Raw genomic sequence first — 22116 nt, 5'->3', positions numbered from 1 at the left:
GGTTAAAATTGATTTTTAAGCTGATAATTTATATACCATATTAGGTGTTTTATAGTCTAAAGATAAGTGTAATCTTATTTCGTTGTATAAATTAATTGCATTTTTTGCCGCTCTCTTTGCGTGACTCACGTTATCAAAGGTTTGGTCGAGATAAAATTCATCTTTTAAAATTCCATTTACGCGCTCTGCCATTGCGTTTTCGTAACAATGATTTTCTTGGGTCATACTAATCTCTATCTTTTTTCTTTTAAGTATTTGTGTGTACAGATTACTACAATACTGTATTCCTCTATCCGAGTGATGAATGAGTTGTTTAATGTCTTTAGCTTGATAAATAGCCTTATTAAGAGCTCTTACACATCCTTTTAATTCTAAACTATCACTTAGGTCGTAACCTACTATTTTTCTAGAATGCATATCAGTTATTAAAGCCAAATAGCAAAACCCTTTTACGGTTCTAATGTATGTGATATCAGATACCCAAACTTGGTTATTTCTAGTAACTTCCAGGCCTTTTATGATGTTGTTATATTTATAAAAACGATGATAAGAGTTTGTGGTTCTAGCACTTGTTCTCCTTCTAAGGGTTAACATTTGATGTTTTCTAAGCACATTAAATAAAGTATCTCTACCAACTTTAATATTAGCTTTATTAAAATCTACATTTAACGATTTCACAAGTTTTCTTACACCTTCTCTAGGAAGGGATTTGCGTCTTTTTTTAACGATGTTAATAATCTGTTGTTCTATTTTTAAACGTTTATCAGCTCTAGATTTGTATTTATAATACGCGTCACGTTTATGTCCAAAACAATGGGTTATAGTCTTTAAAGAAGCAAATCCCTTAGCTTTTTCTTTAGCTTTAATTAAGGCTTTATACTTAACTTTTTTTTTAGATCAGCAATAGATTTGTAACCGAGATCTTCCGCCGCTACTTCAAGATAGGATTCTTCGATCATAGCATCCAGATCTTTTTTAAGTAGTAATTTTTTAAGCTGTTCTATTTCTTTTTGAAGCGCTTTAATTCTAGATATTTCGTCTTTAGTTTCCACTTTTACTCTGGTGTTCATTAAGTCTTTACGGTTGTATTTTTTAATCCACTCATTTACTGTTGTAGGAGCAATGGAATAGAGTTTACAAAGTTCGCTCTTTGTGTGTTTTCCGATGGTAAGTTCGGCTAAAATTTTTAATTTAAAAGGTTCGCTGTAACGTCTAATTACTTTGTCATTTTTGTACATAATGTTTAAAATTATGTAGCCTTATTTTAGGACGGGTCATAATGTTTGCTAACGGGTTTGTATATGAAAAGTAGCGGGTTTTTAAGAACTAACTTTTCGGTTTATAACTGACCTTAATTTTATTATTTATGCTTTCTTTTAAGCACTATAACCGCTATTTTTTATATACGTTGTTACCCAACGTTTTTTTAATAACTGGAATTACCATTTGGATTTTCAATAGTTTTCCAAACTCTATATTTTGTTTTGTATTTATTTCTAAAATTGTCCATTGATGCTTTGAATTGACCTATAATTAAAATTGCATCACTATTTGTTGGTAAACTTTCATCGTCTAATAAATCTAAAAAATCGACAGTAGGCTCATCTTTAAGGAAACTCTTTAATTGGGTAAGTACTCTATTTACATTTTTTACTTTAAATTTATTAAGAGCATCATCAGGCTTTTTCTTTGAGAATTCTTTCATCTCAGTATAGATTGAATCAGTTAGTTCATTGAGCATTTCAAATTTTAAAACTTCTTCATCTGTCGGAAGTGATTTTCTATTTCCCATATTATTTTATCTTTTTTGGTGGTGCCGTTTTAATTTTAGATTTGGATTTGTCGATAGACCAATACCATTCGTAGAAGTATTTGTTACCATCGTATTTCTGTTCGCGATATATATTATCGGCTCGTTTTTTTTCAAAACAATTCAAATATTGCGATAAGATAAATGTAATATCGCTATTTGAGGGTAAATCATCTTCGTCAAATTTTTCAAAAGAATCTAATGGTTTATATGTTTTTCCAAGAACCTTATTACCATTAACTATAATTTCATTAATAAATTTCAATTTAAATTTATTCACTCCATCATTAGGTGATTTCTTAGCTAGAATTGTTACTTCTGTAAGTAAGCCTTCAAGTTGACTTTGCGTTTTTTCAAATAAGTGGACTTCAGTTGCGTTCATTTTTTTTCTTATTAAGAAGGACAAGCCCTCGTAAATTCAATATATTTCTTTTTTATAACTTCAATCGGGTCTCGTTGTTTACTTTCAAAAACTTGTGTCATCATTTTTAAATCAGAATCGTCTAGAACTAAAATACATTTTCTGTGAGCTGACCACAAATCAATTATATTTTTAGTTACTTTTTTAGGTATAGGATTTCGCGCTATGATGATACCAAACCCACCAAACTGTTCTTTTAAATATCTATTTAATTGCAATATGTGCGACTGTTGAACTTCTTTTACGTTTTTAAGTTCCATCACAATCTGTTTACAATTATATGCCTCATAAATTTCTTTTAAAAAATCACTTGATTTATTATTGTAAAATATTAAATCTCTAATTTGAACACCTGATTCGGTTCTGCTTTGTTCTTGAGCAAAATCTAAATGAGGATAAACGAGCGAGGTCATAAGTTGACATACGTTATCTTCAAATTTTCTATCTGCATTATTTGTTTTACCTGTTGGTAGTTTTGTTATCGTTGAAATTTTTCTTTTGGCTGACGTAATTGGAATTTGAGTAAAAAGAGGGTCGTTTTTGCAGTTTTCTATTTGTTTTTCTTTAATAGCTGTGTATGCTTGAACCATATCATAGTTCTGTCTATTAAAATCTAATAATTTTATTTTACCTGGAAATTCGTCTCCTTCTTTATGAATGTTTTTGACATAATAATTATTAAAATAGTCATCTGTATTTATCCAAGGAATATGTTTTAACCATCTTTTGGGTGTGAAAATTATTGGTGTTTTAGTATTTGGGTTAATAGGTAGGTAGGTATCCTCTTCTCCAAAAGTATTTGTTTTTGAACTGTAAAGGTTCGTTAGTTTAATTTTTTCAATTGGAATTCCATATTTTTCTGACTGTTCAATTGTGTAGTCTACTAAAAACGATTGAATAAAATTACAGGCAATATCACTTACTCTATCTTTTGAAAAATTATCAACTAATAGTTGAATTTCCTCAAAATGAATAAATCCATTTTTTTGTAATTGTGGAATTGACGTGAATTGATTTAAAATTTTCAAACCTAATTTCTTTCCAATTCTTTTACCAACTTTAGTTTTTGAATTTCCTAAGCCAACTTCGTCACACTCAGATGCTCTTATAAGTATATTTAATGCTTCTTTTTCTTTTCCATTTGAAATTAAATGACCTAATTGGTTAAAACTATTAGTTATTGAAAGATGTAATGAATTATCCTGCATTGAAGGTGATTTCCAAAGAAGGAAAGGGTCAACATACAAAGGAATGTCCTCATCAATAAACGGAATTGCAAAATCGACCTCTTCTTGAGTTATAGGAATATTATAAAAATCATTAAGTCTTGGTCGGATTATACTCATTTTGTTCTAATGTTGGGTAACTCGTTATATAGAGAACAAAGTTCTCGTTTATTGGATTATTGTTCCAGATAAAAGGAACTTTAGGTAAATATATAAAGTGGTACTAAGGTAATTTTACGGGTATCCTTAGTTCTTTATTTTCGGTAAGTATATAGCCTAAAAAAATGTAGATATAGCAATAGAGTACTCTAACAATTTTTTCAATACCAAACGTAAGAAATATAATTGCTTTTTGCAAAGTGAAAATCAATGATTTTCAATGTTTAAACAATTGTGAGAACACAACTTATCAACAAAAGCAGATTCAAACATATTTTTGTTTTATTTTTGCAATATGTTTGCATTGGTTGATTGTAATAATTTTTATGCTTCCTGCGAAAGGCTATTTCGTCCAGATTTAAATAATAAACCAATCGTTGTTTTAAGTAACAATGATGGTTGTGTTATTGCACGTTCAAATGAAGCTAAAAAGTTTGGTATTCCAATGGGGGCTGTAGCTTTTAAATACAAGCCAATTTTTAAGCAACACAATATTCATGTGTTTAGTTCTAATTATCCGTTATATGCTGATATGAGTGAACGTGTAATGAATATACTACAACAATACACTCCTGATATTGAAATTTACTCTATTGATGAATCTTTTTTAAAGTTTGATGGTTTTGAAAAACATTTTAATATTAGAGAGCATTGCTTAGAAATGAAAGATTGTGTAGGAAAATGGACGAGTATTCCTATTTCTATTGGTGTTGCTCCAACCAAAGCATTAAGTAAAGTAGCAAATAGAGTAGCTAAAAAGTTTCCTACGCAAACAAAAGGAGTTCATATTATAGATTCTGAAGAGAAACGTATCAAAGCTCTTAAATGGTTAGCTATTGAAGATGTTTGGGGTATTGGTAGAAAATATGCTAAAAAGCTTCGTGCTTTGAATGTGAATACGGGGTATGATTTTACTCAATTGCATCCTGATTGGGTGAAGAAAAACATGAGTATTGTAGGTATGAGACTTCAAAGAGATTTGAGTGGTTTGCAAACTTTAGCACTAGACGAAGAAGTGAAAGATAAAAAGAACATTGCTACTACACGTTCTTTTGCTAGTGATTTAATGAAGTTTGATGATATTAGAGAACGAGTTTCAACATTTGCAGTAGAGTGTGCTAAGAAGTTACGAAAACAAGGTTCGTATTGTGGGTATGTAATTGTTTTTGTTTCTACCAATAGGCATAAACAGGATGCGCAACAATATTCAAAGAGTACAGTAATTACACTTCCGTATGCTTCAAATATTAATAATGATTTAAATACCTACGCTATTTTAGGATTAAAACGTATATTTAAAGAAGGTTATAAGTATAAAAGAGCAGGTGTGATCGTTGGAAATATTACACCGATGACTTCTCAGCAATTAACAATATTTGGAAATGAAGGGTATAAAATGCAACCTTTAATGAGTGCCATTGATAAAATGAATACCAAATATCATAAAGATGTTATTAAAATGGCTACTCAAAATCCAAACCGTACCTGGATCATGAGACAGCAGAAGTTATCACCCAATTATACGACACGATTGAAAGATATAATTTCTGTAAAATAATGTGTTATCATATTTCAAATACTAAAAAAGAACCTAGAAAATTAGAAGATAGATTTAATGCTACTTTTGAACACCCTGAAGCGTATGAGTCATACTATCATTTTAATGGTTGGGAAACAAAAAACTTGTACATCATTCGTCAAGAAGATCCTGAAACAATAGATTTTGCTTCATGGGGATTATTACCTTCTTACTACGATTTATCAAAACGTTCAGAGTTTTTACGAAAAACAAATACACTAAATGCAACTCGAGAGCGATTATTTGAAAGCCAGCTGTATAGTCAGTTTATAAATTGGCAGCGTTGTTTAATAATTGCAGACGGATTATACGAGCCACATAAAGATCCAGGAGTAAAAGGATCTATTCCGTATTATTTTCAAATGAATAACCATCAGTTATTTGCGTTTGCTGGAGTGTATAGTGTAATTGATGATGGTATTAATCCGCTATATTCAGCTAGTTTAATAACTACGGAAGCAAATCCGTTGTTTAAAAAGATTCATAATTCACCAAACTCAAAAGGAAGTTATCGTATGCCATTAATACTTGATCAATCCGATGAATATGAATGGCTTCATTGTGATGATAATCAAGATACGATTAAAACCCTATTGCATACGTTTACTAAAAATGAAATTGAAGCTTTTTCAGTTTCTCAAGACATTTTTAAAAGAGTTGATAGTAATAGAAGTGATATTTTACATCCTGTTAGTTATTAGGTATTAAATCTCAATTTTAACCTGAAATAGTTTTGAATTAAAAAATGTCTTCTATGATAAATTTTCATCAAAAAAACTAAGATCTAGGAAGTTGTCTAATACTGCTAGTTTAATTTTGTTTTTTAGGTCATTAGGAGGATTGATTATAGCATAATTGTTATTTGAAAAAATAAAATTACCAAAGGATTCTATTCCATCTGGTCTTGGCCACATTCCATAAGCTATGTCACGTAAAGTGTCTGATTTTAGTTGGTTGTATTTTTCGCTGTTGGACCTGTATGGTTCTTTGAATTCATTAAATAATTTTAAGTTATCTTTAATTTCAGTTACTTTAAAATAATAGACGGTTCTTGTCTTAATTATGGCTGTATCAATAAGAATTGCTTTTTTATGATTAAAAAAACCTATGCTATAATGAGGATCCCAATCTACTTCGTAAGGAAATGATGCTAGCATGTATATACTATCTGTTTTAGTAATTATGTTTATATCTTTTAATTCAATAGGGAAATAAATATTTTTATTGGAAAATAAACTCTCTAATTTTAGAAGTAATTTTAGCTTATAAGGAATGTTTTCTATCCCAAAATATAACCTATCGGCAAGCTCGTCTTTTGAATTGGAAAAATAATAGACTAATGTTTGGTTAAATCTTATTAGACCATTATTATTATTATTTATAAAGAATTTTAATTTATCACTTATTGTTTCTAAATTGAATAGAATTGATGACCTAAGTTTCTCTTTGTCTATAAAACTTATTCGGTTAAAGAAGTTAAAAACCGACCATGCATATTCTACTGTTTTATCTGCTCTATGAGGTTTAAATAAGTCAACAATATTTTCAGTTAATTTATTTAATTTTTCTGTATGATTTTTCCAAATAGAATCTTGTTTTTTAAATTGATCATCAATATGTAATATAATTGAGTTAATTGAATCACTAGGGTAATTAAAATAATCATCTTTTATATAATCATATAAAAATTCAATAGCTCTGTCAGGCTTGCAAAATTCTATTATTTTGTCAAAAGTTTTAAAATATGATTGATGATTTATTTTGTCAAAATTAATATCAAATAAAATTATTATTATTTTAAACAATTCAAAGCTCTCGTTATCTGTGTAAGTTGAATTTTCACCAGCACCAATTTTATTTAAAAATTTAGTTATTGTAATTGCATCAGGAAATTTCAAAGAAAAATTGAAGGCTTCATTTTTTTTAAAATCATTTATTATATTTTTAATACCTTGTGTACTTAGTATTGCTGAGTTAGGATTAAGGGCTAAACTAAATGTTTCTGAAAAGCATATGTTTTTATCAGATTTATTAGGGTTTGAACCAAAAAGATAATCAAAAATTAACTTTAAACCTTTTTTTTGTGAATTATAATCATCAATAATTTCTTCTTGTTTACTCAATGGAGCTACAGTTGAAGCTACAGTTTTAGAATTTTCTAATTCGTAATAACCGTTATTTAATACTAGATATTCATTATGATTTAATTTTAATTTTTCAAAAATCTCAGGGTATCTTAATTTAAAAATAGAAAAAACTATTAAATCATTGTGGTCAATTGAAGAAGGTTTTTTTAATAATAATGATTCGAAATTAATTTGGTTTACAAGTCTTATTATATCTCTATAGTTGAATATAAAAAAATTAAAAAGTTTAAAATTAAAACTGTAATTTTCATTAAAGCTTAATTTTGTTTTTTCTTTTAATTGTTCAATAAAGAAAATTTTTAAATCCCAATGGTTTATTTTAGGTATAAAAACTTCTAATTGAAAAAACTTATCTAAATAATTAGTGTGATTAGAATTTATGTGGTTTAATTGTTTTATTATTTGAGTTTTATCTATAGCAGTTATGAAAAAAGTGTTATAGAAATTAGCTGTACTTCTAATAAGTCTTAAAACATGAAATATCTCTTCTTTTTGTAGTCTATCTAGATCATCTATGAATATAACAAATTTTTTATTAATTTTTTTTATACTTTTATTAATTTCAATATAAAGTGTGTCGGATGATTTATTATTATAATCGAATATATTATTAATTATAGTTCCGAATGTTTTATTCTCGTATACTTCATTAAGTTTTTTAGCATAATCAATTATTTTATTTGATAATGTACCGTCATACTTTCTTAGTTGATCTTTAAAAATATCAAAAAAATACTCTATGATTTCATTTTGGTTATGATTATGAAAAGGTTTAAAGTCAACTAAAACTATATTTTTTTCATTTTTTAAATGATCTTTAACGATGGATAATAATGATGATTTCCCACTTCCCCAGTGACCAGTAATACCTATAGAAAACGATTTGTCAAAATTATTACTTTTTATTATGTTAGAAATTTCTTCAGAAGGTTTTGTGATATGAGACCCTTTTTTGATTTTCTCTTTCCAAAAGTTAAAAGAATCTTCTAGAAACATGTTTTCTTTGTTTTCTTTTTTCCGAATTTGATCAATGTAGCCAAAAAAATGCTTTATTATTAAACTGAATAAAACTAAAACTAAGATTAATAATAAAAGTTCTAATAGAAGAGTAGCAGAATTACCAAAATGTATATCAATTTCATAAATAATAGTAGCATTAGTGCTAATATGATAGGTGATAATTAATAGTGTATATAAAGAAAACATTTCTAATTTAGATGCAAAATATTTCTTTCTTATTGTAAAAATAAAGTAAATAATTATTAAAAAAAGACATCCATATGTGGCAATACTAAATATTTGTAAATTGATATGATAACTTGATATATATTCTATAACAAAACAAAAAAATGATTTTGATTGAGATATTGTAATTAAAGGTAAAAAAAAGAAGAAAAGTAATGATCCAATTTGTTTTATAAGTATTAAAGGTTCAATTTTTGGTAAATTATAACTATTTAAATAATTTTTTATATCTTTTTTCATTAATCCTATTTTTATATAGCAAATTATGTATTTCCATTTGAAATATATTTTCTCTTTTTAATTGCAGGAAATTACTATTAATAGAGTTTTATACTTAAAATAACTTATAAAGATGAAAGTGCTTTAAGTAATTTTTTATATTTTATGGTAATAAATAAAGGGTTACTTTACGGGTATCCATAGTTCTTTATTGTTGGTATGTATATAGCCTAAAAAATGTAGATATAGAAATTGAGTATTCTAACAATTTTTTTTCAATATCAAACGTAAGAAATATTAATGTTTTTTGCAAAGTGTAAGATTAGAAAAATCTTGTTTAATTAACCAAATAACTTGTTGATAGTATCTGATTCTTCTTTGTGATAAAAATCTTTTAAATAATGCTGAGTTGTAGATAATTTGGTATGTCCAAGTAATTTTGAAATCATTAATAACCCAACATCACTTTTTACAGCATAATCAGTAAAGGAATGTTTTGCCATGTGCATGGATATAGGTTTGTTTATATCACACTGTTTTGCAATTATTTTTAAAGCCCTATTTAGATTATTATTAGTAATGTATATTCTATGTTCAATTGTTGTTATTGAAGAGTTTTTATGATTGTATAGAGGAGGGAATACATAAAAATCATCTTTGTTCTTATATTTTTCTAGTATTTCAATAGATTTAGGATTCAAAGGTATTGTTCTTCGTGAACCAGATCTAGTTTTAGCTTTGTTCATTGTGTAAACAATATCATTACCTATTATATTAATCCATTTTAATTGACATATATCAGTAAATCTCATACCAGCTGTATAAAATGAAAATAACCATATATCTCTAGCTTTAATCATTCCTTTATGTCTAGGGTGTATTTCTAAATTTATTACTTTTTCAATTTCTTCAAGTGATAAAGATTCTTTTTCTACATTCTCTACAACAATTTTATAACCTTTAATAGGGTTAGAGTTTATTAAGCCAAGTTTTATAGCTTTATTTAGAGCTGAGTATATTGATTTAAAATTGGAAGCTATTGTGTTTATTTTATTTCCTTTTTTGAGTAAATAATTTTCATAGTCTGTTGCCCAATTAACAGATAAATCTGAAAATGAAATATGGGAAGAGTATTTTTTTAGTTTACTAATGTATTTTTGGGTAGTGTTTGCTGATCTAATTTTCTCTTTTAAGATCATTTCATCAACTAAAGATTGATAAAAGTCTAAAAAAGATGAAGTGTCAAATTGTTTAGTGTTTTTATAAATTTGTAAAAGTCTCTTTGCGGAAGCACCTTCATTTTTATAATGAACTTTTTTTACTTCTGTAAGTAATGCGTTTAGTTTAGCATTCAAACTTTCTTCTAAAGGGTGTTTTTTAACAACTTGTTTTTTTGAGTCCCATTGGTTTTTTAAAACTGATATTTTTGTGTCAATGTATTGAATATCGTTCTTATTAGTGAAGAAGCGTAACCGTATAGCTTGTGTTTGGTTTTTCTTTTTATAGGACCTTAATTGTAAGCTGAAATTCATAAATATTTTATTGGTTCACTATTGGTTCACTTTTTTAACAAAAATAAACAAAAATAAATAATTATGAAAAATAAAACCCTCTAGTAAAATAGAGGGTTGGTGCTGTGAATGCTATGTTTATTGAGATTACATTTCCATAGAATGGTAAACATTCTGAACATCGTCTTCTTCTTCTAATCTCTCTAAAAGCTTTTCAACTTCTTCTTGTTGTTCGGTTGTAAGTTTGGTAGTTGTGGTTGGAATTCGTTCAAAACCAGAAGATAAAATCTCTAAATTGTTTTCTTCTAAATATTTTTGGATACCACCAAATTGCTCAAAAGGAGCATAAATCATAATACCATCTTCGTCTTTAAAAACTTCTTCTACATCAAACTCAATCATTTCTAATTCAAATTCTTCCAGGTCTATTTGTAAGCTTTCTTCATTAATTCTAAAGTTACAAGTATGGTCAAACATAAAAATAACAGATCCAGAGGTTCCCATATTACCATTACATTTATTAAAAGCAGCACGTACATTAGCAACAGTTCTGTTATTATTGTCAGTAGCAGTTTCTACAACTACAGCAACTCCATGAGGAGCATATCCTTCAAAAAGTGTTTCTTTATAGTTAGCAGTATCTTTATCTGAGGCTTTTTTAATAGCACGTTCAACATTATCTTTTGGCATATTTGCAGCCTTAGCATTTTGAATAACAGCACGTAAACGTGAGTTAGTTTCAGGGTTTGGGCCACCTTCTTTTACTGCCATTACAATGTCTTTACCAATACGAGTAAAGGTTTTCGCCATAGCTGACCAACGCTTCATTTTTCTAGCTTTCCTAAATTCAAATGCTCTTCCCATTTCTAAATAATTAAGTTTTAATGCCTGCAAATGTAATTATTGCAGAATATATTTACAATTTAAAATCGTTTTTTGAATAAGAGTTCTTCATCTTTTTCTCTGTAGGCTTTCCAAGTACCTATTTGAACTCCTTTTTTGTACTTTCCTGTTATTTTTAAATTCCCGTTTTTATAGTATTCACTATAATCACCATGTTTTTAAACCGTTTTTTAATTCAACTTCAAATTTTATAGTGCCAGTATCGTGTTTCTTTATAAATTCTGAAGCACTTAAATCATTTGGAAATATTTCGGGTATTTTAAAAAAAGTTTCTTTTGTCATTGCTACTGATGCTGTATCATTTTCATTAACAAGCTTTTTTAATAAATCTCTTTTTAAATTTTTATTGTTTCTTAATTGCTTACCAATTTCAACAGGGTTTTCGTATGCAATTGCTAAATAATTTTCAAAATGACTACCTCTGGAAATTAACTGAAGTCCAATTTGAGAAAAAGAAATTAAATAATCTTTGTTTTTATGTATTTTTCTTTGAGTTTTTCTATCAGTAAAACTTAGTAAATCATCATAAATGTATGGAGTATTTATGTATGCAAACAAACTTGATTTCTCATCAAATTGATCATTGAAATCTAAAAACTTTTTGCTAGAAGCTAAAGTGTAGCCAATTAATTGTGTATTAATTATCTCTTTTAGAGTATTAGGACTATTACTAAAAATAACATAGTCATCTATAATTGTAAAATATGGTTTCTCCATTTTAGAAAATAAATCACCCGCTAACATTTTAAAGAAACCTTTTAAGTCTAAAAAGTTTATAGTTTGGTTTTTGTAATTTATTTGCTTGAATTTTAAAGGTGTTTTTTCTTTTATTTTTGTTAAAATAAAGTCTAAATTTTCTTTAGCTTTATTAATGCTATTTGTTTTTAATACAACAGCTACATCTTTTTGTTTTTTAGAAATGGCATCATTAATATGTAATAAAGCTATTTCGTTTCCAATCCAGCTAAAAACATGTTCTTTTAAGTTGATATCTAATCTGTTTTCAATATCAGTAACCTGTTCTGTATACGCTTTAAAATTATTTTGATTTTCTTCTTTTATGGCTTCGAAATTTTCATGGAATTCATCAAAGCTGTCAAAAGCAAAACTTAAATAGAGTGCTGTATTTTTAGGAGCTATTTTAGCTATAGACCGTTTTCCTTTTCCTGACTTTTGTAAAGCTCGCAAGTAACTTTCCGAACTTAGGTCAAAGTTGGTGAATCCTTCTGCTTGAATTATTGTGCTTTCTTTTAATCCAACATCAAAACCAGAATAAAGCCATGTATTTCCAATAGTTTTTAAAATATCAGAATTTACTTTGTTAGAAAAGCAAGACAAGTATTTATTAAGATATTTGTAATGAATAAATAGTTTAAATAAACCATCTTCAGGAGTTTCTTTGTTAATTTCAACAAAGTCAACATCTCTACCAATAACTGGTTCTAAATATTGATCAATTGAATTTTCAACTAATACGTGCGTATAAGAGGCTATTAATTGATTTTTAATAAAAGAAATATATAAAGTTTCTCTCTTTTTTTTATCGTATAATTCTGTTATTTCATGATTGTGGTATTGCCTTTTTGTTACTTTATATCCTTCACCAGCAAGTTTAGCAATAGAGCTTTTTAAAAAACTTAGTTTAGAAATTTTTTGTAAATCAACAACATAAAATAATCCGTATGTTTTTGGTTTATAAACGTGTATTGAAATAAGGATGTCTCTTTCGCCTAAAAATTGTATTATTTTTTGCTGTTCCTTAAACGTTTTGTCAAGGTTATTAAGGCTTTCAGTAACAGTATTAAAATAAGAGTTTTTTTGTAGGTGTTTCCAAATATTACTATTACTAATCTCATCCCAAGTGTCTATAGGGCGCTCAGTGTCTATAAGAAAAACAGCATCATCAGGAATTAAATAAATAGGATTAATATTGTCTTCATCAACAGTGGTGAAAACATAGATTTGATAAATAATGATACTAAGTAAAATAAGTAATGCAGAAAATAGTATCTTTTTTTTCATAAGTTTTCTTTGTTAATGTTTTATAGAACACAACAAATTTAGAAAAATCATAAAGGTTTAAAAAGAAAATCACTTTCTAAAAATACATTGAAAGTGATTTTCTTTAATTTTAACATATTTGTAATCAATACTTCTATGCTTTAAATAGTATTTCGATAATTTAAGTGAGCTAAATTTTAATAAAAGCAACTCTGCGGTTATTTGCTTTTTCTTCAGGAGTACTATTGGTATTCAATGGTTCGTTTTCTCCTTTTCCAATAGTAGTTAATCGTGTTTCAGAAATTCCTTGAAGTATTATTGCTTGTTTAACAGCATCAGCACGTTTTTTTGAAAGTTTAAGGTTACCATTGGCGCTCCCATCGCTATCTGTGTATCCGATTATTTTCATTTTCCAATCTGGATTTTCTTTTAAAACTGTAGTTATTTTATTTATAATTCCCATAGATTGCAGTTTTATTTTTGCTTTTCCTGAATTAAAAAGAATTCCATTTGTAACATATTTACCTTCACTCATTATACGTTTATACATTTGCCCACCTCCATGAGCAATACGTATATTTTTAATACCAGTAATTAGTTTTCTATTGTCAAATGACTTAGGAGTCTCTAAAACTATGGTAAAACCTTTTATATCAGTAGGGAAATTAGGGATGTTACCAATTCTTTTTTCATTATGGTATATTTTTAGTTTCTTTTTATAATAAGATATAGAAATATGGTGCCAACTTTTCTTTGAACCAAAATTTATGTTTTCAAGATAAAATCTTTGATCTTTAGTATATATGTTACCCTCAACCTTATTTTTTCTATGAGTTATTGTAATGTCACCGCCATAACCCAAGCTTTTGTATTTTTTAATTGTGCCAGTGAAAAATATTTTAAAATCAAGCCAGTCATTAATATTATTAATATCATCTATATAAATATCAAATTCTATAGTAAATTCATTACCTAAATAATTGTCTTTTTTAAATAAAGGAGAAATTGCATTGGTGTATTTAGTCGTAGGAATTATTACTTTTTGATTGTTGAATAAAGCAATTTCTGAGCCTCCTTCAAAAAGATCCCATTTAGAAGGAAATTCTCCAACTTCTTCATATTTTAAATTATCAAAAAATATAACTTTTTCACCTGGTATAAATTTAAAATTACGCCAAATTTTTATAGAATCGTTTTTAGGTGTTTTTTTATTATTTCCTTCTACAATTTTTTTATCGTTATTTTCTTTCTTTTTATTTATTTTTTTATCAATTTCTTTTTCGGCTTTCTTAACAATTGTGTTTTCAGCTTTCTTTTTTAATTTTTTCCAAAATTGGGCTTGAATATTAGGTGTAAAAGTGAATAAAAGTATAATTAATACAATTGATTTTCTAATCTGTTTCATTATAAAGTTTACTAAAAATTAAATGATTTTTAGATTAAAGGTAGTGTAAAAAAATATTCGTTTCATTATACGAAATAAGGAAACTTGAATTTGTTTTTTTTTTATTTGAATTTAAGGTTGTTTGTTTTGAATTGTAATATATGGTATAGTTAACTTGAAGATTTTAAAAGGTGCAATAAGTCCGCTTTTTTTCCTTGAGATACAGGTAAGGAGGTGTCATTAATTAATACAATTTCATCATTACGCTTATTAAATTTTTTAATATGTTGTAAGTTAATGAGGTACTTTTGATGAATTCTAAAGAAAAAATATGATGAAAGTTGGTCATCAAATGACTTTAATGATTTAGAAACTAAAATTTCTCTTTTATCTATAGTGAAAAAAGTAGTATAGCTATTATCAGATTTTGCGTATAAAATATCTTCTAAAGAAACTACATGAATACTGTCAGAATTTGAAAGAATTATTTTCTTTTGACCAGATGTGTGGTTATGGTATAGTGTAGTGATTTTTTCAAGATAATTCTTATGTTCTTCTTGAATAACTTTATTTACGGCTTTAATAATGTCTGATGGGGAGAAGGGTTTAAGAACAAAGTCAATAGCACTAAATTTGAAAGCTTCTACTGCGTATTTACTGTAAGAAGTAATAAATATAACAGTAAATTTAGGAGAATTAAATTTATTTAGAATTTCAAATCCATCACCATCTTCTAAATTAACATCTAAAAAAATAAATGTAGGGTTTGTATTTGTAATTAACTCATAGGCACCATTAATTGACGAAGCAGAACCAATTACATTGATAGCATCAAAGTTTTCTTCTATAATGCTCTTAAGCATTGTAATTGTATTTTTATCATCTTCAATTAACGCACAACTAATCATAAATAGAAGTTTTTTTTGGGAAAAGTAAAGTTATAATAGTACCATTATCATTCGATTTAATGCTCGTTTTAATGGAGTAAGAGTGGGTTTTTTCCAGGTTTTTAATTCTACTTTTTAGTACGCTTGAACTTGTAGAGTGTTCTAGCAGTTGGTTGTTATTACTGGTATTGATTCCTTTTCCATTATCAAAAATAATAACTTTAATTAAATTGTTGTAATTACTATATGTAATTTCTACTTTTCCATTTTTAATGTTTTTAATACCATGTTGAATTGCATTTTCAACATAAGGCTGAATGAACATAGGAGGAATTAAAAAATGTTCAATATTAGAATCCACATTAATTAAAAAAACAGTGTCTTCGTTAAAGTTTACTTTTTGAAGTTCTAAATAACTATTCATAGTATTAGCTTCTTCTTTTATGGAAATAAAATCAGTAGAAGCACTATCAAATATAGAACGCATTAGTTTACTATAACTAGACAAGTAATTTAGTGATTCTTCTTTTTTATTTTGATAAATAAATGATTGAATGCTATTTAATGAATGAAATAAAAAATGAGGATTTAATTGAGTCTGTAGTAATTTATGTTTTAAAGAAGCTTGCCTTAGTGATTGTTTAGTTTTTTGGTTTTTAAACCATAAATAAATTAAAATAGAAACTAATAAAACAATAATAAATAAAACAATAAAGATGTTTTTTTGATTGTTAATTTTTATTTGCTGCAATTGATTTTTAATATGTAAAACATCTATTTGTTGTTGTTTTTTTTCTGATTCGAATTTTTCAACCAATGAGGCTACTTTAACTTTTTGTTCTGCCTTGTATAGTGAGTCTTTTAGTTTTAAAAGATGGTTGGCATAATTAAGAGCAGTATTGTCTTCTCTTAAATTTTTATGAGCATCTTTTAAATTGTTTAAAACTAACCGTTGTAGACTTTTGTTTTTTGTGCTTTTAATTTTATTAAAATATAAAATTGCATTTTTATATTGTTTATTAAGTAGGTAACTATATCCAATATTATTGATGGTTATTTCTGGAGAAAGTTTTAGTTTTTCTTTTAAAAGAAGGCTTTTTTCTCCGTATTCTATTGATTTTGGATATTCTTTTAAACGATTGTATAAAAGACTAAAGTTGTTGTAAATATTACTTAAAACAGCTTCGTTATTTAGTTTTTTAGCTAAAGTTTCTGCTTCTTGATTAATTTTTAAAGAAGAAGTAATATCTCTATTTTCAGTATAAAGACCAGCGATATTAAATAATACTTGAAGTTTAAGATTATCTTCTTTTTTTATATGTGATAAAGATTTTTGTAAATAAATTATTGCTTTATCAAAATTTTTAAGGCGTGCATTTAGCACGCCTATATTTGTGTAAACCTTAATTAGCTGTATAGAATCTTTTTCGTTTTCTAAAATTTTTAAAGCTTCAAGATAATTTTTTATTGATTGCTCAAAGTTTTGTTTTTTTAGATTTTTATTTCCTTTAGATATAAAATAGGTGGCTGTTTTAATTGAATCAGTATGTTGACTCTGAACTAGCGTACTAAAAAATAATACAGCAAAAATTAATATTTTTTTAATCAAAATTAAGCATAGTATTAAACTTGAATTACACCTAAGTTAAATGGCTTTTCGATAGGAGCATGGTCAGCAGCTTCTATCCCCATTGAAATCCAAGTTCTAGTGTCTAAAGGGTTGATTACTGCGTCTGTCCAAATTCTTGCAGCAGCATAATAAGGTGAAATTTGCTTATCGTAACGAGACTTAATTTTATCAAATAACTCTTTTTCTTTTTCAGGAGTAATTTCTTCTCCTTTTTTCTTTAAAGAAGCAGTTTCTATTTGTAATAAAACTTTAGCAGCTGAAGCTCCACTCATAACAGCTAATTCAGCACTTGGCCATGCAGCAATTAGTCGAGGGTCATACGCTTTACCACACATAGCATAATTACCAGCACCATAGGAGTTACCAATAACAATAGTGAATTTAGGAACTACTGAATTACTTACGGCATTTACCATTTTTGCACCATCTTTAATAATACCTCCATGTTCTGATTTGCTTCCAACCATAAAACCAGTAACATCTTGTAAAAATACTAAAGGAATTTTCTTTTGGTTACAGTTAGCTATAAAACGAGTTGCTTTATCTGCAGAGTCATTGTAAATTACACCTCCAAATTGCATTTCTCTTTTAGCATTTTTAACTAATTTACGTTGATTAGCAACTATACCAACAGCCCATCCATCAATTCGGGCATAACCAGTAATGATGGTTTTTCCATAACCTTCTTTATATTGATCAAATTCAGAATTATCAACTAAACGTTTAATAATTTCAAGCATATCATATTGTTCATGACGTGCTTTTGGTAAAATTCCAAAAATATCATCTTCATTTTCTTTAGGAGGAAAAGCTTCTTTTCTACTAAAACCAGCTTTATCATAATCACCAATTTTATCTACAATATTTTTTATCTTATTTAAAGCGTCTTTGTCATCTTTAGCTTTATAATCAGTAACACCAGAAACTTCGCAATGTGTTGTAGCTCCACCCAAGGTTTCGTTGTCGATAGTTTCACCAATGGCAGCTTTTACTAAATAGCTTCCTGCTAAAAATATACTCCCAGTTTTATCAACAATTAAAGCTTCATCACTCATAATTGGCAGATAAGCACCACCTGCAACACAACTCCCCATTACGGCAGCAATTTGAGTAATTCCCATACTACTCATAACTGCGTTATTTCTGAAAATCCTTCCAAAATGTTCTTTGTCAGGAAATATTTCATCCTGCATAGGTAAATATACTCCAGCAGAATCAACCAAATAAATAATAGGTAATCTGTTTTCTATAGCTATTTCTTGAGCTCTTAAATTTTTCTTTCCAGTAATTGGGAACCAGGCTCCAGCTTTTACAGTTGCATCATTTGCTACAACGATACATTGTTTACCTTGTATATATCCCATTTTTACAACAACCCCTCCGGAAGGACATCCACCATGTTCTTGGTACATTTCTTCACCAGCAAAAGCACCAATTTCTATAGATTTTTGATTGTCATCTAATAAATAATCGATACGCTCACGAGCAGTCATTTTTCCTTTTTCGTGTAACTTATCAATACGTTTTTGGCCACCACCTAGTTTTACTTTGGTAAGTTTTTGACGTAATTCTGATGCTAAAAGTTTATTATGATCTTCGTTTTTATTAAAGGTAAGGTCCATATGTTGTTATCGTTGTTTGTAAGCGATTGCTAAAGTACTAAATTAGTAGATAATGTTCAATTGAAAAAGACTGAATATGATGTTGATTTTATATTAAGAGTAAGTGTTTAAAATGGTAGAAACTGTTTTGTCAAAATCTTCAAAATCAAGTTCTCTTTGTAAACGCCACGGTTCTATCATTCTTTCTTTGCAGTCTTTTATAGAGCATGTTTCACAAGTAATACCAACTTTTTTTGTAGGTATAGAAGTGTCATTTGCAAATTTTAATCTTTTCTTTAAATGTGGTGATATAAGTAAACCAATAGAAATACTTCTACTTACATCCTTTTTAAAAGGGTCTGATGTGGCTGATGATAGTACTAAATATTCATTAGTTGAATTCTCATAAGAAGATGTTTGAATACCAAAAGATGTTGATGCATTCGAGTTTTCTAAATTTTGAATAGAATTAATTGAAATCCAGCGTCTACAATAGTGTTCATTATTTCTATTAGCATGTGGTGTTTGCTGTTGTGTAATGTGTAACTCTTTAGTTAGTTTGTATTTAGGGGAGTCTACTTTATGGGTGAAACGTAGAAAAAATAAATTTTTAATATTGAAATATTTAGGAAGGATATTTGTTAAACGCTGATAAAAAGATTCAGCTGAACAATTATACTTTCTCATCATTATATTAAAATTTTCATTACTCCAAGTTTTAGATTCAAAAAAGGTTTTTAATTCATGAACTAAGTTTTGTTTTGAAATGATCAAAGCGCCAGCAAAGTATGAAGCTATAAAATTATTTAAAACTTGATCAAAGCTTTCAAATTTTATCCATGGGAAAGTAAATAATCTATTTTCAATTTTTAAAAAATTGTAAGCAATTTCTTTCGCGTAAATAAAAGCTTTTTGGGCTTCTGATATTTCTTTACTTATTAAAAGTGTTTTTTTTGCTGGAATATATAAGTTACGAAGCTCGTTTAAGTTTGAGTATTTAGAAAGTTCTTCATTGTCAATCGTGTAGTTGAATTCTTCAATTAAAATTTCTTCTAGGTCAGAAGATTCAATTTTAGATGATAAATCTATATGATAAGCTTTAGCAAAAGCTTCAACATGATCTTCAATTTCTTCAAAATAATTATTATGAGCTTCTTGGTAAGAACGAAGTGATGCTAAGAAGAAACTCTCTCTAGTTAAGTTGTAGTTTTGAGATATTTTAATAATAGTACTAATGAACGCATTTACTTTGGCTGGAGCATTAGCAACAATATCAATTAAATTTTTTTCTTGAATACCAAATAACTCAAAAGGGATTTCTTTTAGTATTTGTGATTGTAGTATTTCACCAATAGGAGCTAAGTTTTTATCTAATTTTAAAGAAACTAAATGATCATAAGGCACATCTAAATTTTCTGAAAGCAAAACAATTTTATCTGTTTTGGGGTATTTTTTTCCTTTTTCAATTTCATTTAAATACGATTTTGAGAGCCCTGTAAGTTTTGCTAATCCAAATAAAGATAGCTTTTTCTCAGTTCGTATTTGCTTTAATTTTAAACCAAAAATTAATCTAATGTATTCGTCTTCAATATGCATAAAAACAAATATATAAATAATAAGCGAATAAATTATTTTTAAAAATTTAATAAAAATAGCGAACGTTCGCTTGTGGAGTTCAGAAATATTTTTTATCATTGCGGTGTAATTCTTAAAAATGATAATTATGAAAGCAGCAGCATTAATTAAAGAAATTAATTTAAAAGGTTTTAAAACAGATATCTATCAAGATATTTTAACAGACGAGGCCTTGCATTTTTTAATTGAGTTACATAAGAAATTCAATGCCAATAGGATTTCACTTTTAGAGGATAGAAAAATTTATCAAGCATATTTTGATGCTGGAAATTTTCCTGAATTTCCAAAAGAAACTAAAAACATAAGAGAAACTAATTGGACTTGTGCTGAATTACCAGAGGATTTGTTAGATAGACGAGTAGAAATTACTGGGCCAGTTGATAGAAAAATGGTGATCAATGCACTAAATTCCGGAGCAAAAACATTTATGGCAGACTTTGAAGATAGTAATTCTCCAACAATTACTAATTTGTTAAACGGACAAGTAAATCTTCGTGATGCAGTAAACAAAACAATTTCTTTTTATAATGAGAAAAAAGATAAAACTTATAGTTTAAATAAAGAAGTAGCTACGTTACTTGTTCGTCCAAGAGGTTTGCATTTAGAAGACAAACATATAGAAGTAGAAGGAGAAAAAATGTCAGGTGCATTAGTTGATTTTGGACTTTTCTTCTTTCATAATATTAAAGGTTTATTAGCTATTAATTCTGCAACCTATTTTTACTTACCAAAGCTTGAACATTATTTTGAAGCTCGTTGGTGGAATGATGTTTTTGTATTTGCTCAAGATTATATGGAAGTACCACAAAAAACAATAAAAGCAACTGTTTTAATTGAAACTATAACTGCAAGTTTTCAGTTAGATGAAATTATATATGAATTGAGAGATCATATGGCAGGATTAAATTGTGGTCGCTGGGATTATATTTTTTCATATATAAAGAAGTTTAGAAACCATAAAGGATTTATGGTTCCGAATAGAGATCAAGTAACTATGAGTACTCCTTTTATGAATGCATATTCTTTAAAAGTAATTCAAACTTGCCATAAGCGTGGAGTTCATGCAATGGGAGGAATGGCAGCTCAAATTCCTGTAAAAAATAATGAAGAGGCTAACAAAGTTGCTTTTTTGAAAGTTAAAAAAGACAAAGAACAAGAAGTTATTAATGGGCACGATGGAACTTGGGTGGCACACCCTGGCTTAGTTTCTACAGCAATGGATATGTTTAATGAGTATATGCCTAATAAGAACCAAATAGATAAACAATTAAGTGAATTAAATATTACTGAGAAAGCATTGGTAGAGTTACCTGAAGGAACAATTTCAGAAGATGGTATAAGAAAAAATATAAATGTAGGTATTTTATATATAGAAAGTTGGTTATCTGGTAATGGAGCAGCAGCACTATATAACTTAATGGAAGATGCAGCTACTGCTGAAATTTCAAGAACTCAAATTTGGCAATGGTTAAAAAGTGAAGTAATGTTAGAGGATGGAAGAACATTTACTGAGCCAATGTATAATGAGTATAAAAAATCAGAAATAAAGAAAATAAAAAATTTAGTTGGAGATGTGGTTTTTTCTGAAGGAAATTATAAAAGAGCTATTGAATTATTTGATTCATTAGTATTATCTAATGAATTTGAAGAGTTTTTAACCTTACCAGCGTATAAATATTTATAAAAATAGCCCTGCAATGCGGCAACATTAACAGGGCAAGTTATCAATACAATTAATAACCTTTATCAATTACAAAA

The 22116-nt window shown here is 27.6% G+C and carries 17 protein-coding genes; 3 read left to right on the top strand and 14 right to left on the bottom strand.

All coding sequences use genetic code 11. The annotated features are described in order from the left end of the window. Positions 1-15: 15 nt before the first annotated feature. The 5 genes from BLV71_RS15895 to BLV71_RS15875 all read right to left on the bottom strand — a co-directional run bounded on the left by BLV71_RS15895 (position 16) and on the right by BLV71_RS15875 (position 3577). Positions 16-867 carry an IS3 family transposase gene (locus tag BLV71_RS15895; RefSeq protein ID WP_143032775.1) on the bottom strand — a complete coding sequence of 284 codons (852 nt, stop codon included), beginning with the start codon at positions 865-867 and terminating at the stop codon, positions 16-18. After that, on the bottom strand, positions 867-1238 hold the full coding sequence (locus tag BLV71_RS15890) for a transposase (protein WP_093871498.1): 372 nt from the start codon (positions 1236-1238) through the stop codon (positions 867-869). The genes BLV71_RS15895 and BLV71_RS15890 overlap by 1 nt, the downstream gene beginning before the upstream one ends. A 188-nt stretch (positions 1239-1426) precedes the next feature. Continuing rightward, complete coding sequence (locus tag BLV71_RS15885; protein WP_093871497.1) at positions 1427-1792, bottom strand: hypothetical protein; 366 nt, start codon at positions 1790-1792, stop codon at positions 1427-1429. 1 nt (position 1793) lies between these two features. Next, positions 1794-2192: a hypothetical protein gene (locus BLV71_RS15880; RefSeq protein ID WP_093871496.1), complete on the bottom strand. Its 399-nt coding sequence runs from the start codon at positions 2190-2192 to the stop codon at positions 1794-1796. A gap of 11 nt (positions 2193-2203) precedes the next feature. After that, the gene (locus BLV71_RS15875; RefSeq protein WP_093871495.1) at positions 2204-3577 is read right to left on the bottom strand and encodes a hypothetical protein; all 1374 of its coding nucleotides are present in this window, start codon (positions 3575-3577) and stop codon (positions 2204-2206) included. Between the two features lie 334 nt (positions 3578-3911). Between BLV71_RS15875 and BLV71_RS15870 the strand changes: the two genes are divergently transcribed. Next, complete coding sequence (locus tag BLV71_RS15870; protein WP_093871494.1) at positions 3912-5174, top strand: Y-family DNA polymerase; 1263 nt, start codon at positions 3912-3914, stop codon at positions 5172-5174. Further along, positions 5174-5896 carry an SOS response-associated peptidase gene (locus BLV71_RS15865; RefSeq protein ID WP_093871493.1) on the top strand — a complete coding sequence of 241 codons (723 nt, stop codon included), beginning with the start codon at positions 5174-5176 and terminating at the stop codon, positions 5894-5896. Before BLV71_RS15870 ends, BLV71_RS15865 begins: the two co-directional genes overlap by 1 nt. A 51-nt stretch (positions 5897-5947) precedes the next feature. On the opposite strand, the gene BLV71_RS15860 is transcribed toward BLV71_RS15865, so the two are convergent. The 9 genes from BLV71_RS15860 to BLV71_RS15820 form a co-directional block, all read right to left on the bottom strand. After that, positions 5948-8827, bottom strand: coding sequence for a KAP family P-loop NTPase fold protein (locus BLV71_RS15860; protein ID WP_093871492.1), 2880 nt, complete (start codon positions 8825-8827; stop codon positions 5948-5950). A gap of 320 nt (positions 8828-9147) precedes the next feature. Further along, positions 9148-10338 (bottom strand): tyrosine-type recombinase/integrase, encoded by a 1191-nt coding sequence (locus BLV71_RS15855; RefSeq protein ID WP_093871491.1) that lies wholly within the window; start codon positions 10336-10338, stop codon positions 9148-9150. Positions 10339-10464: 126 nt separating this feature from the next. Next, positions 10465-11181, bottom strand: coding sequence for a YebC/PmpR family DNA-binding transcriptional regulator (locus BLV71_RS15850; protein WP_093871490.1), 717 nt, complete (start codon positions 11179-11181; stop codon positions 10465-10467). 186 nt (positions 11182-11367) lie between these two features. Further along, on the bottom strand, positions 11368-13242 hold the full coding sequence (locus tag BLV71_RS15845) for a DUF3352 domain-containing protein (RefSeq protein WP_093871489.1): 1875 nt from the start codon (positions 13240-13242) through the stop codon (positions 11368-11370). A gap of 169 nt (positions 13243-13411) precedes the next feature. Further along, positions 13412-14626: an OmpA family protein gene (locus BLV71_RS15840; protein WP_093871488.1), complete on the bottom strand. Its 1215-nt coding sequence runs from the start codon at positions 14624-14626 to the stop codon at positions 13412-13414. Positions 14627-14775: 149 nt separating this feature from the next. Further along, entirely contained in the window at positions 14776-15513 is a 738-nt protein-coding gene (locus tag BLV71_RS15835; RefSeq protein WP_093871487.1) for a LytR/AlgR family response regulator transcription factor, read from the bottom strand. Continuing rightward, positions 15506-17101: a tetratricopeptide repeat-containing sensor histidine kinase gene (locus BLV71_RS15830; protein ID WP_093871486.1), complete on the bottom strand. Its 1596-nt coding sequence runs from the start codon at positions 17099-17101 to the stop codon at positions 15506-15508. Before BLV71_RS15830 ends, BLV71_RS15835 begins: the two co-directional genes overlap by 8 nt. A gap of 14 nt (positions 17102-17115) precedes the next feature. Further along, on the bottom strand, positions 17116-18744 hold the full coding sequence (locus BLV71_RS15825) for an acyl-CoA carboxylase subunit beta (RefSeq protein ID WP_093871485.1): 1629 nt from the start codon (positions 18742-18744) through the stop codon (positions 17116-17118). 93 nt (positions 18745-18837) lie between these two features. Beyond that, positions 18838-20319 carry a helix-turn-helix domain-containing protein gene (locus BLV71_RS15820; RefSeq protein WP_093871484.1) on the bottom strand — a complete coding sequence of 494 codons (1482 nt, stop codon included), beginning with the start codon at positions 20317-20319 and terminating at the stop codon, positions 18838-18840. Positions 20320-20446: 127 nt separating this feature from the next. On the opposite strand from BLV71_RS15820, the gene aceB reads away from it, so the two are divergent. Then, positions 20447-22042, top strand: a complete 1596-nt coding sequence (aceB, locus tag BLV71_RS15815) for a malate synthase A (RefSeq protein ID WP_093871483.1) — start codon at positions 20447-20449, stop codon at positions 22040-22042. Positions 22043-22116 lie beyond the last annotated feature (74 nt).

Origin of the sequence: Tenacibaculum sp. MAR_2010_89 (genome assembly GCF_900105985.1) — a bacterium.
Lineage (GTDB): Bacteria > Bacteroidota > Bacteroidia > Flavobacteriales > Flavobacteriaceae > Polaribacter > Polaribacter halocynthiae.
This window is presented reverse-complemented; position numbering and strand designations above follow the sequence as displayed.